The 12,376-nt window shown below is 72.2% G+C and carries 8 protein-coding genes and 4 pseudogenes; 4 read left to right on the top strand and 8 right to left on the bottom strand.

The genetic code is table 11. The annotated features are described in order from the left end of the window. Nucleotides 1-182 precede the first annotated feature (182 nt). Complete coding sequence (locus LP418_RS12280; RefSeq protein WP_257956475.1) at nucleotides 183-1,097, top strand: GNAT family N-acetyltransferase; 915 nt, start codon at nucleotides 183-185, stop codon at nucleotides 1,095-1,097. A 64-nt stretch (nucleotides 1,098-1,161) separates the two neighbouring features. Here LP418_RS12280 and LP418_RS12275 read toward each other — a convergent pair whose 3' ends face one another. The 8 genes and pseudogenes from LP418_RS12275 to LP418_RS12240 all read right to left on the bottom strand — a co-directional run bounded on the left by LP418_RS12275 (nucleotide 1,162) and on the right by LP418_RS12240 (nucleotide 10,031). Continuing rightward, on the bottom strand, nucleotides 1,162-2,382 hold the full coding sequence (locus LP418_RS12275; protein ID WP_257956474.1) for an RNA polymerase sigma factor: 1,221 nt from the start codon (nucleotides 2,380-2,382) through the stop codon (nucleotides 1,162-1,164). Then, nucleotides 2,382-2,729 carry a YciI family protein gene (locus LP418_RS12270; protein ID WP_257956473.1) on the bottom strand — a complete coding sequence of 116 codons (348 nt, stop codon included), beginning with the start codon at nucleotides 2,727-2,729 and terminating at the stop codon, nucleotides 2,382-2,384. The genes LP418_RS12275 and LP418_RS12270 overlap by 1 nt, the downstream gene beginning before the upstream one ends. A 205-nt stretch (nucleotides 2,730-2,934) precedes the next feature. Then, nucleotides 2,935-3,567 (bottom strand): FtsX-like permease family protein, encoded by a 633-nt coding sequence (locus tag LP418_RS12265; protein ID WP_257956472.1) that lies wholly within the window; start codon nucleotides 3,565-3,567, stop codon nucleotides 2,935-2,937. Between the two features lie 133 nt (nucleotides 3,568-3,700). Continuing rightward, nucleotides 3,701-5,719 carry an FtsX-like permease family protein gene (locus LP418_RS12260; protein WP_257956471.1) on the bottom strand — a complete coding sequence of 673 codons (2,019 nt, stop codon included), beginning with the start codon at nucleotides 5,717-5,719 and terminating at the stop codon, nucleotides 3,701-3,703. A 440-nt stretch (nucleotides 5,720-6,159) separates the two neighbouring features. Further along, nucleotides 6,160-7,371, bottom strand: a complete 1,212-nt coding sequence (locus LP418_RS12255; RefSeq protein WP_257956470.1) for a hypothetical protein — start codon at nucleotides 7,369-7,371, stop codon at nucleotides 6,160-6,162. 28 nt (nucleotides 7,372-7,399) lie between these two features. Continuing rightward, nucleotides 7,400-7,972, bottom strand: a complete 573-nt coding sequence (locus LP418_RS12250; RefSeq protein WP_257956469.1) for a hypothetical protein — start codon at nucleotides 7,970-7,972, stop codon at nucleotides 7,400-7,402. A gap of 58 nt (nucleotides 7,973-8,030) precedes the next feature. Next, nucleotides 8,031-9,234 (bottom strand): annotated as a pseudogene (locus tag LP418_RS12245) (ATP-binding cassette domain-containing protein). Further along, nucleotides 9,144-10,031, bottom strand: coding sequence for an ABC transporter ATP-binding protein (locus tag LP418_RS12240; RefSeq protein WP_257956467.1), 888 nt, complete (start codon nucleotides 10,029-10,031; stop codon nucleotides 9,144-9,146). The pseudogene LP418_RS12245 and the gene LP418_RS12240 overlap by 91 nt, the downstream one beginning before the upstream one ends. An 83-nt stretch (nucleotides 10,032-10,114) precedes the next feature. On the opposite strand from LP418_RS12240, the pseudogene LP418_RS33250 reads away from it, so the two are divergent. From LP418_RS33250 to LP418_RS33245, 3 pseudogenes are all read left to right on the top strand, one after another. Beyond that, a pseudogene (locus LP418_RS33250) lies at nucleotides 10,115-10,787 on the top strand (DUF6351 family protein); the annotation flags it as partial. Nucleotides 10,788-10,869: 82 nt separating this feature from the next. Then, nucleotides 10,870-12,036, top strand: a pseudogene (locus LP418_RS12225) (DUF6351 family protein); the annotation flags it as partial. A gap of 118 nt (nucleotides 12,037-12,154) precedes the next feature. Next, nucleotides 12,155-12,235, top strand: a pseudogene (locus tag LP418_RS33245) (hypothetical protein); the annotation flags it as partial. Nucleotides 12,236-12,376: the final 141 nt, after the last annotated feature.

Here is a 12,376-nt window from a genome sequence, read left to right as displayed (position 1 = left end):
CCAAGGTCGGCGAACATCACCCGGGGGGCGTCGGCGGCGTCGGAACTGGCGGTCTGGGGAAGGTCACTCACGCTGCCACGGTAGTGGTTATCACGCTCGGCGGCTTCTTCGACGGCGGGGCGATTCCCGTCACGGTCGAAAAGCACGCGACACCGAGCGCGGTACGGCGCACAATTCGCGACATGATCGACGCCCTGCCCGACGGCCTCACCACGCGTCCGCTCGAGCGCAGTGAGTCGCGTGCGCTCTTCGACCTCATCGCCGCCCGGGAGCAGCACGACATCGGGTCCGTCGACATCGAGGAGGCCGACCTCATCAGCGACTGGGCGCTGCCGGGCTATGACCTCGAGGCGTCCTCGATCGGTGTGTACGCCGACGAGCAGCTCGTCGCCTACGCCGAGCACATGCGTGGTGACCGCGTCGATGCGGCCGTCCACCCGGACCACCGCGGTCGCGGCATCGGCACCTGGCTGGCGGCCCGGCTGCGGCAGCACGCGAAGTCTCGCGGCGCCACCCTGATCGGGATGCCCGTGCCCGAGGGCTCGGCAGGCGATCGCCTGCTGGCGACGCTCGGCTACCGCATCCGGTGGACCAGCTGGGTCCCGGCGTTGCCCGAGGGCGCGGAGATCGAGCACCGCGACCTGCCCGACGGCTACGCCGTCGGCGAGGCCCGGCCCGACCAGCTCGTCGCGATGCACGACGTGCTCGAGGACGCTTTCCTCGAGTGGTCGGAGCGCGACCGCGAGACGTTCGAGGCGTTCACCGCGCAGGTGCTGCAGCGACCGGGCTACGAGTCGTGGAGCTCGCGGGTCGTGACCGACTCGTCGGGGGCGGTCGCCGCTGCCGCGATCGTGTTCCTGTCCGAGAACGGGACGGCGTACATCTCCGGGCTCGGGACCCGCAAGGACCAGCGCAACCGGGGCCTCGCGCAAGCGCTGCTCGTCGACTCGTTCGCCGCCGGCCGCGAGCACGGCGCGACGGTGTCAGAGCTCAGCACCGACTCGCGCACCGGTGCGCTCGGGCTCTACGAGAAGGTCGGGATGGTGACGACCAGCGTCTGGGTCAACCGCTGCATCGACCTGACCCCCGCCGGTTGAGCAGGAGGAACGAGCGTGTCGAAACCAAGCGCCCTTGATTTCGACACGGCGCTGGCGCGCCTGCTCAATCAGCGGTCAGCTGGCCGCGACGCCGCGTGAGGTAGGCCCGCTCGGCCGGGTTGTCGGTGGCCGCGATCGCCGAGTCGTACGCCGCAGCCGCCTCGCTGCTCCGGCCGAGTCGGCGCAGCAGGTCCGCCCGGGTCGCGTGCCGGGCGTGGTAGGTCGTGAGCTCGAGCCGGTCGACCGCCGCGAGCGCGACCACTGGACCGTCCAGCTCGGCGATCGCCACGGCGCGGTTGAGCGCGACGACGGGCGTGGGCGAAACGGCGTACAGCTGGTCGTAGAGCGCAGCGATCTGGCTCCAGTCGGTGTCGCTGGCCGCGGGGGCGTCGGTGTGGACGGCGTTGATGGCGGCGAGCAGCTGGTAGTGCCCGGGGCGGTTGATCGCGAGGCACTCGTGGACGAGCGCATGCCCCTCCTCGATGAGTGAGCGGTCCCAACGGCCGCGGTCCTGCTCGCCGAGGGTGATCAGCTCGCCGCCGGCGACGCGGGCCGGACGCCGGGCCACGGTCAGCAGCATCAGCGCGAGCAGGCCGGTGACCTCCGGCTCGGTCGGGATCAGCGCGCGCAGGAGCCGGGCGAGCCGGATCGCCTCCGGGCACAGGTCGTCGCGGATCGAGTCGGCGCTCGATGAGGAGAGGTAGCCCTCGTTGAAGATGAGGTAGACGACGGCGAGGACGCCGCCGAGTCGCGCGGGCAGGTCGGCCGCCTGCGGCACGCGGTAGGGGATGTGCGCGTCGGAGATCTTGCGCTTCGCGCGGGTGATGCGCTGGGCCATCGTCGTGTCGGGGACGAGGAAGGCGGCGGCGATCTCCTCCACCGTCAGGCCGCCGATCAGCTTGAGCGTCAGGGCGACCCGGGCCTCCGGCGCGAGCGCCGGGTGGCAGCAGGTGAAGAGCAGCCGCAGCCGGTCGTCGTCCACCACGCCGGAGTCCTCGGGTGGGGTGGGGTCGATGATCATCGCTGCCTGCTGGTGCTTGGTGTCACGGTTGGACTCGCGGCGGATCTTGTCGATCGCCTTGCGGGTCGCTGTGGTGGTCAGCCAACCACCGGGGTTCGGGGGGATCCCGGCGGTCGGCCAGTGCTCGAGAGCGGCCACGAGGGCCTCGCTGGCGGCGTCCTCGGCAATGTCGATACTGCCGAAACGCCGTACCAGCGAGGCCACCACGGCGGCGTACTCCTCGCGATGGATGCGAGAGAGCGCAGCCTCGAAGTCTTCAGGCATTACGCGGACTGGAAGGGCCGGACCTCGACCCTGCCCCGGCACGCGGCCGAACCCTCCTTGGCCCAGACGAGGGCCTCGTCGAGGTCGGCCGCCTCGATGATCCAGAAACCGCCGAGGTACTCCTTCGCCTCGGCGAACGGACCGTCCGTCACGATCGGCTCGGAGCCCGTCGCGTCGACGATGGTCGCCGCCTCGATGCCTTCGAGGCCGCCGGCGAACACCCACTTGCCGGACTCGCGGACCTTGTCGTTGAACGCGTCGACGGCCTCGTAGATCGGCTGGATGTCCTCGGGCGACGGGGCCGCGTCGGTGGGGTCGATGGCGACGGAGAGCAGGTACTGCGGCATGAGATTTCCTCTGGTAGGTGGCCCTCTTGGCGGGCCTTCATCATGTCTACGAACGGGTCCGGATGGATACGACAGGTCGGCTGAAGATTCTTTCGGACTGGTCAGGGAAGTCCGTCACGTGTGGGGTGTTGCAACGCCTGACACGTGAGGGAGTCCCCGGATATCCGGGGACTTCGACACATGTCAGGGAACTTCAACAACACCCCTAGCGGGCCGACTCCCGCAGGGTCGACCCACGAGCACCCCGGACGGTCAACGACGCGGAGAAGAACGCCGCGATGCCGAGGACCACGATCGCGATGGCGGCGAGCGCGGCGAGGCGCAGGGGCGAGATCGCGGCCACGAGGTGTGGTGTGGAGATCGCGTCGACCACCCCGAGGGTAATCGTGCGCAGCACGACGTACTGCGCGAGCGAGCCGGCCGGGATGCCGGCCACGGCCGCCCCGCCGAGCACCACGAGGAACTCGCGCGCGACGGCGGACATCACCGACGATCGGCGTACGCCGACGACGCGCAGCGCCGCAGCGTCGCGGCGCCGGGCCGGGAGCTGGACGGCGGTGGAGACGAACAGGCCGGCCAGCGCCATCAGCAGCACCAGCGCGGCGACCACGGCGTAGAGACGAAGGGCCAGCGCGTAGGCACTCTGGTCGAGCACCCGTTTCTGCCCGGCGTAGGTCGTCTCCACCGCGAGCCCGGCCTCCGCCAGCGCCGTCGACATGGCGGCGGGCGCCCCAGACCGCATCAGCACCCGGGTGGTGAAGAGGTTGTCGTAGACGGAGCGGTCGGCGATGAAGGAGGAGTAGTCGACGAGCAGGCCGGCGGGGCCGACGAAGGGCATGCCGAGCAGCTCCTCCCCGATCGGGTCGACTGGATCATGCCCGCCGGCTCGCGGGTGACGAGGTCGACGAACGCCGCGTCGCGGACGTCGACACCGCGCAGGGCGGGTCGCTCCAACGAGATGCCGCCGGCGGTCAGTCGTGCCATCGAGGAGCCCGCGGCCGAGTCGAAGGTGAGGTCGATGGTGTCGCCGGAGCTGTCGATGTCGGAGATCGACGACGGTGCCTTGCTGCCGGCGGTGGGCGCCCACGCGGCACCGGCGATCGCGTCGTCCACGACCACTCCGTCCACCGCGATGGACAGCACCCGCGCGGAGCCGGCCATCTCCATCGTCGTACCGGCGCCGCCACCCAGCGTGAGGCCCTCCAGCGGGCAGCCGACGCGGCAGGTCTTCGGGAGAGGGACGCTCTGCGTGCTCTCGCCGGCGGGGAACGGCCCGAGGTAGCCGCGCTCGGGCACGCCCCCGACGCTGCCGAACCGCGCCTCGATGCTGAGGGGGCGCGACGTCTGCGCCCCGGTTGTCGACGGTGATGGACAGTCGTCTGCCGACGAGCTCGGGTATGGCGCCGGGCAGCGTGATGTCGGCGGCGACCTGCTCGACCGTGCGGCCGGGACTCCACGTCTCCGGCCGGGTGGTCACGGCCGCCGGGCGCGACGCGTCGACGACGGCGAAGCTCGCGCCGGGGTTGAGCACGGACGCGGCCGCCATCAGCCACTCGCCCTCGGGGTCGATCACGTGCGTGAGGTCTCGCGTCTCGCGCAGCGACAGCGACGACGACCGGGTGGTGCCGGCCGGCGAGGCGGTGGCGGCCACGCTGCCGCGCCACGTCGCCGCCGAGTCGTAGACACCGGCACCGAACACCGCGACCGCGATGGCTGCGGTCACCGGCAGGATCACCAGCGTGCCCTCCTGTCGCCGCGAGATCGCGCGCCGACACGAAGCCGCCCAGCGACTTCGTCAGCGCCCGCCGCTTCGTCCACCACGTCGCCGCCGATGCGATCAGCCGGGTCGCGGCCGGGCCGGCAACCACGGCGAGCAGCACCGGCAGCAGCATGTCGGTGAGGTCGGGCGCCTTCTGGCCGGAGGCCGACAGCTTCGAGATGAGTACGGCGAGCGCCAGCGCCACCGTGGTCAGCTGGGCGACCACCGACCAGCGGCGCGAGGCCTGCGGGCGGCGTACCCCGGAGAGCTGGGAGGCCGGGGTGTCGCGCACGACCATCCCGACGGCCACACAGGCGACTGCGATCGCGGCGACGAGCACCAGCGCGGCCGCGGCCCAGCTGATCCACGGCAGCGGCAGCGGCAGCCCCGGGACCAGCCACTGGCGCGTCAGGACCGCCGACAGCCCGACGCCGAAACCGACTCCGAGCGGGACGGCGGTCGCCAGCACGACCAGCGGCTCGGCCAGCCCCAGCATCCACAGGCGCCGGGACGAGACGCCGCGCAGGGAGGCGAGCGCGAGCTCGGGGACCCGGATCTCGCTGGCCGCCATCAGCAGCCGCATCAGCAGCGCGAGGGCCACCAGCACGAGGGAGAGGACGGCCGGCGCGATCGACTTCTGCGCGGTGGCCTGCTGGGCGCGGACGTCGCGCTCGAACCGTTCGAGGCTGTTGGAGGCGGGAACCCCTTCTAGCGTGCCGCCGTCGACCTCGTCGGTGCCCTCGAGGTTGGTCGCCGTGCTGACCGCGTCGGCGAGGTCGGCGGGCGTCACGTCGGCGGGCACGTCGAGCGGGGTGTCGACCTGCACGCGCCGGGCCTGCGCACCGAGCGAGTCCACCGTCTCGTGCGTGGTCAGCAGCGGTGCCGGTTGGTAGGGGTTGAAGTCCCCGTTGGGCTGCGTCCGCTCGCTGGTCGAGCGGAGACGTTGCGGGTAGGTCCACCGGTCGTCGGCCACGGGCGTGGCGTAGGTGCCGACGACTGCCACCGTCGGCAGCGGGGACCGCGGCAGGGTGCCCCTGAGCTGCGCCGGCTCGAAGACGTTCATCTCCAGCGGCCGGCCGAGCTTCGCACCCGCCCGCTCGGCGTCCGAGGCCAGCATCAGCACCTCGCCCGGGGCCGAGGGGCAGCGTCCGTCGATCTCCAGACCGGCACACACGTCGTCGCGCGACCAGAAGGTGGCGACGCCGGTCAGCGCGCTGTACTCGTCCGACACCGGGGTCGCCTGCGACGCACCCCCGGGGCCCGACGTTGAGCGAGTCGGAGGCGGCGATCGCACGCTGGATGGCGACCTCCGGTTCGAGGGCGCCGTCGGGTGTGTAGATCCGGGACAGGTCGGTCGACGCCGCCGACGCCTCCTGCAGCCGGGTCACGACATAGGAGTTGGTCACGGCCTCGGAGAAGATCGGCCCGAGGGCGGCCGACCCGATGGCGAGGGCCGCGAGCAGGATCGAGCCGACGGTGAGCAGGGCACGCGACCTGAGTCCGCGAATGATGGTGCCGAGGAGCTGGATCATCTCGGGGTCCCCTCGACGTTGTTCGGGGAGCGGCTTCTGGGGCCCCCGCGGGAGTTCGCGACCGGAGGAGCGGAGCGGGGGAGGCGGGAAGTCTCGTGGGGTGAAGCGTTGCGGAGGAGAAGAAGGTCGTGGGGTGAGATCATCGTCCCTCCTCCTCACGCAACGTCGAAGGACGCGTCGCCGACGGTCGTACGGCGCGAGCCCGGCCGCCGACGAGGAGCATCGCGAGCGACGCCAGCACCGCAGGCACGGCCAGTGTCAGCAGGTCGGGGGCGGCGTCGAGCGGCACCGCGGCCGGCGACTCGTTGACCAACGGCAACCCGTCGAGGAGCAGCCGCGCGGCGAGGTAGCCGCCGACGGCCACGGCCAGCACGACCACCACGGCCGGGGAGCCGAGCTCGAGCCGGCCGGCGCGGCGGGCCTCGCCCAGACCGACACCGAGCACGCGCAGCGACGCGACGTCGTGGCGATAGGAGCGCAGGTGCCGGGCCACGCCGGCGGCCAGCGCGAGCAGGGCGACGAGCGCGCAGAAGGCCGCCATCAGCGCGTAGGCCCGGGACTGGTCCGCGCCCGCTGCGGCGGCGAGCGTTCGCCGTACGTCCTCGAGGGAGCGGGCCTTCGTGCCGGTCGCGTCGGTGAGCGCGGTCAGCATCGAGGCGGGCGTGTCCTCGGCAACCACGATCGAGGTCTCGGCGTCGGGCACGGTCGGCCGGGATCCGACCATGCTCGTCGGCAGGTCCGTCAGCTGCCCGATGCCACCGAGCAGGGGCAGCGCCTCGAAGCGGGTGCCCTCGCCGAGCACGCGGTCGTTGCCGGCGATGTCGAGCGGGACGCCGGGCTCCGCACCGGCCGCGAACTCCGGGATCGGGTCGGAGATCGCCGCCACCTGCAGGTCGAGCAGGCCGTCGGGCAACGGATTGACCTCGAGGCCGTCGAGCCGGTTAGCGACGGACCGGTAGTAGAGGTCGAGACCCGGATAGAACCTGATGTTGCCCGGGCCGTCGATCGCGGACCGATCCGGTTGCCACGCGACGTCGAGCAGCGAGCGGTCACCCACGGACAGCTGGGTCAGGAGCACGCGGTAGGAGGTGACATCAATCTCGAAGACGTTGCCGCCACCGCCCGCGAGCGTCCGGGCGATCGCCGGGCCGGCCACCCGGCAACCCGCGGCACAGCCGAGCAGGCGGACGGAGCGACGATCCGACTGTCCCGGGCGCGGGTTCAGCAGGACCTCGATCGACGCCCCCTTGCCATCGGCCGTGACGTAGTCCAGCTCCGGGATCAGCCGGGTCGTGGCGGCCGGTCCGGGCTCGATCCGCTCGGCCGCGACGTCGAGCCTGTTGCCGCGCACGGCCGAGTCGGCGGAGTCGGTGGTGAGCTCATCGACGCGCGGCCGCCTCGGCGGCCGGGGTGTCGTCGTAGAAGTCGCCGGCCACGGCCTCGAAGCGGGCCGCGTCGACATAGGCCCGGCGCTCGCCCAGCCGGCCCTCGTTGGGCACGACCGCGACCGCCATCAGGTGCTCGCCCTCGGGGTCGAGGTCGCGCGTCAGCGTCATTGCCTGTACGGCGCCGCCCTCGACCGGCACGCTCCGCGGCCCACCAGCGGCGATCCGCGCCTCGCCGTCCACCCACTCGGTGACCGAGGAGGCGCCGGTCAGCGCGAGCACGCCGACGACGGCGGCCGCCACGAGGAGTCGCATCGGCGTCACCAGGTCGTCTGCCCGCGACAGCCTGCGCGTGGCCGGGAACCGGGCCAACCCGGACGTCGCGGTCGCTCCTGTGGCTCCCCGCGCGAGCAGCCGCAGCACCCAGATCGCGACCTGCCCCGGGGCGAGCCCGACGAGGGCCGGACCGAGCAGCACCGGGGCGTCGGGGTCGCCGTCGACGACCTCGCGAGCGCGGTAGGCCGCCACCGCAGCCCCGACCGGGACGAACACGCTGCCGAAGAGCACCAACGTCGTCGCCCGCCGCGGCCGGACCCGGGACGCGACTGGACCGACAAGGGCTCGGTCACCGTCGCCCAGTGCCGACGAGCACGATCAACAGGCTGGCCGCGGCGGTGCCGAGCCCGACGTAGGCCGCCGTCGACCCCAGCGCCGGCACATCGGCGTCCAGCCACGCCCCGCCCGCGACGCGCGCGACCAGTCGGCCCACGAAGAAGCCCAGCACGGTGCCGAGCACGATCGTGACGAGCGGCTCGGCGAGCAGCACGCTGCCGAGGCGGATCCCGCGGATCCCGCGCAGCCGCGCCAGCCCGATCTCCTCGCGGCGTGCGCTCGCGAGCTCGCGGCCGATGCTCGGGATCGCAACGGCACCGAGCAGCAGCAACGGCGACATCAGCCGGGCCGACGTGCCGGCCGCCCGGGCGAAGCTCAGCACCGCGACCGCGCCACTCACCACGACCGCGGTCATGGCGAGCAGGGTCAGCAGGGCACCGCGACGACTCCACGCGCCGCGGAGGGCGCGGGTCATCCCCCAACCGATCCAGCAGAGACCAGCCGACCTTCGTCGAGCGCGAAGTGCACGTCGCAGGCGTCCACGACCGCCGGGTCGTGGGTGGCCGACGACGACCACCGCACCGCGGGCCGCCTCCTCGCGGAGCTCGGCCAGCACGACACCGCGGTTGCCCTCGTCGAGCTCGGAGGTGGGTTCGTCGGCGAGCAGGATGCCGGCGCCGACGACGAAGCCGCGGGCGCAGGCCACGCGCTGCATCTGGCCGCCGGAGAGCTCCTCGACCTGCCGGTCGCCGAGGTCGGCGATGCCGAACCGGCCCAGTGCCGCCTCGGCCTCCTCGTCGGCCTCGCGCGGGTCGACCCCCGCGGGCCCGCAGGGCGATGGAGACGTTTTCCCGGGCACTGAGGATCGGCACCGGGCCGTAGACCTGCAGCACGAACGCGATGTCCGGGCGCGGGTCGCCGGTGCCCTGCCACATCGGCGCATCGGCGTACGCCGTCGTGCCGGTCGTCGGCTCGAGGAGCCCGCCCGCGATCGAGAGGAGGGTGGTCTTGCCCGAACCGCTGGGACCGGAGACCGCGGTCACCTTGCCCGCGGCGAACGTGAGGGAGACGTCGTCGAGCAGCGGGCGGCCCGCGACGAAGGTGATGTTGGAGAGGACGAGGTCGCTCACTGGCCAGACCCCTCGGAGCTCGAGCGCGTGATGATCAACCGGCCCCGGTCGTCGTCCTCGAACTTCACGAGCGTGCCGGGCGGCCATTCCGCGGCGACGTGGCCCGGCAGGTGCAGGACGCCGTCCTCGCCGACGACGGCGTATTCGGAGCCGTCACGACCTTCCGCACCGACGCGACCACCCTTCATGGTGATCGAGCGCGGGAACGTCGCGGCCACCTCGGGCTGGTGGGTGACGACCACGATCGTGGTGCCGAAGTCGTCGCCGAGCGAGTGGATCAGGTGCAGGACGTGGTCGCGGTCCTCGTGACTGAGCTGGCTGGTCGGCTCGTCGGCGAGCAGCAGGCGCGGCGCGGTGGCCACCGAGCAGGCGAGCGCGAGCCGCTGGCGCTGGCCGCCGGACATCGTGGAGACGACCTGGTCGGCCTGTTCCTCGAGACCGACGCGACTGAGCAGCTCGGTGTCGAGCATGGCGTCGCGGCGTTCGGAGGAGCTGAGCGCGAGCCGTGCGAAGGCGATGTTCTGCCGGCCGGTGGCATAGGGCAGCAGGTTGCGGGTCGCGCCCCGGAGCATGGTGGAGACGGAGCGCGAACGGATGCGGGAGAGGTAGCGCTCACCCATCCCGGAGATCTCCTCGTCGCCGAGGAAGATCCGCCCGGCGCTCGGCTTCTGGATGCCGCCGAGCAGCGTCAGCAGCGTCGACTTGCCCGACCCCGACGGGCCGAGGAAGGCGACGCGCTCGCCCGGCGCGATCACCGTGTCGACACCACGCAGCGCGACGACATCGTGCCCGCCGAACGTCTTGTAGAGGTGGACGACTCCTTCGCAACGGACGCCCAGTCCGCCGACGTCGACCGGCGATCGCACCTCAGCCTGCTCCAGCACTGCACTCCCCCTCGCAATGAAACTGTCGCCACCCTAACCACGCGATCCGACAGTCGTTGTCCTGCCGACACCTTGGAGGTCCAGTGAAGATCGACGTCCCCCGTCGCGCAGCCGCCGTCATCACCGCACTCGTGCTCGGAGTCGCGCTGCTCAGCGCCGCGCCTCCGGTGTCGGCGTCGCCGTCGCCGTCCCCTGCGGCCGCCGACCGGGGTCGTACGGCACTGCGCACATCCGGGAGGGGTCTGCCTCGCCTCCGGATCCGGGTCCTCTCCAACCGCGCCGACCTGATCTCGGCCGGCGACGCGCTGGTGGTCGTGAAGATTCCGCGCAAGGTCAACGCGAAGAAGGTCGTCGTCAAGGTCGGCAAGCGACACGTCACCCGCTCCTTCAAGGTGCGCGCGGACGGCCGCTACATGGGTCTCCTCAAGCGGCTCGAGCTCGGGCGCAACGTCGTGAAGGCGAAGGCCCCGAGGGCCCGCACCGGCAGGCTGGTGATCACCAACTTCCCCAACGGCGGCCCGGTCTTCGCCGGCCCGCAGCCCACGCCCTACCACTGCCGGGGAGACCGCGCGCGACGCCCAGTGCAACCAGCCCGCGACCTACTCCTTCCTCTACAAGTCCACGAACCCGCTGAAGACCGGCTCGGCGCCGCACGACCGGCAGAACCCGCCGGCCGACGTCGCGACCACGACCACCGACCGGGGCGTGAAGGTGCCGTTCATCGTGCGCCGTGAGGACGGGTTCCGGGACCGCGACCGCTACTCGATCCTGACGCTCTTCACGCCCGGCGAGCCGTGGAAGGCCCGGCAGCCTGCAGGCGCAGTGGAACCACAAGGTGATGGCCACGCACGGCGGTGGCTGCGGCGCGTCCTACGCGCCCGGCGAGCCCAACCTCCACGACCTCTCCGGCACGCTGCCGGCGTCCGGCGTCGAGGACAGCTACATCACGGCGCTCGCCAAGGGCTTCGCCGTCGTGTCGACTGCGCTCAACAACACCGGCCACAACTGCAACCTCGCGGTCGAGGCCGAGTCGATGATGATGGTGCGCGAGCGCCTCGTCGAGCGGTACGGCGAGGTGCGCTACCTCATCGGCAGCGGCTGCAGCGGTGGGTCGATCGCGCAGCACACCATCGCCAACGCCTACCCGGGGATCTACCGGGGCCTCGTCACGACCTGCTCCTACCCCGACGTCTACACGGCCGGGGCGCAGTTCGCGGACTACCACCTGATGCGCAAGTACTTCGAGGACCCGTCGCGCTGGTCGCCGGGCACCGTGTGGCTGCCGACGCAGATGGCCGACGTCGAGGGGCACCTCAGCCACGTCAACGCGGTCGTGGCCGACGAGGCGCTCTTCAAGGAGGCGATCAACCCGGAGTCGGCGTGCCCGGGGACGAAGGCGCCGGTCGCGGGTGACCCGTCGACGCGCTTCGACTCCGAGACCAACCCGGCCGGAGTGCGGTGCTCGATCCTCGACATCGCCATCCAGCTCCTCGGCCCGCGTCCGGAGTCCGCCCGGTCGGCGCAGGAGAAGGCGGCCGGTCGCGGCTTCGCGGGACTGCCGTTCACCAACTCCGGCGTGCAGTACGGCCTCAACGCGCTCCACCGCGGCACCATCACGCCCGAGCAGTTCGTCGACCTGAACGAGAAGGTGGGCGGTCTCGACGTCAACGCCGACCCGATCCCCGGTCGCATCGCTGGCGACCCGGGCGCGATCAGCAACGCCTACCGCACCGGCCTGATCAACGAGATGAACCACCTCGACGAGGTCGCGATCATCAACCACGGCGGCCCCGACCCCGGCGCCGCGCACGACTACGCCCACGCGTGGTGGACCGAGACGCGCCTCGAGCGCGACCGGGGGCACACCGACAACCGCGTGATGTGGTTCGGCCCGACGCCGCTGATCGGCGACGTCACCCGGTCCAACGAGGCGTTCCTCGCCATGGACGGCTGGCTCGCGGCGGTCGAGAAGGACAAGCGCAAGCTCCCCCTGTCCCAGAAGATCGCCGCCGACCGGCCCGCTTCGGTGACCGACCGGTGCGTCGGCGTGTGCGCCACGGACCTGACGCAGACCCGCCTGTCCACCCCGCGCCGGGGAGGCGGGCGGGGACATCGCCAACGACGTGGTCGCCTGCCAGCTGAAGCCGTTGGACCGTTCGGCGTACACGAACCCGGTGCCCTTCACCGACGCCCAGTGGGCTCGGCTCCGTGCCGTCTTCCCGACCGGGGTGTGCGACTGGACGAAGCCCGGCTCCGGGCAGGGACCAGCAGAGACGTGGCTGGGCTACGGCACCGCCACCAGCGTCGTGCACGGCGGTCGCGCTCCCGGCTGCGCCGGCGCGTTC

The sequence above is a fragment of the Nocardioides sp. B-3 genome, from assembly GCF_024703895.1.
Taxonomy (GTDB): domain Bacteria; phylum Actinomycetota; class Actinomycetes; order Propionibacteriales; family Nocardioidaceae; genus Nocardioides.
Note: the sequence above shows the minus strand (reverse complement) of the source record. Positions and strands in the feature narration are given on the sequence as shown.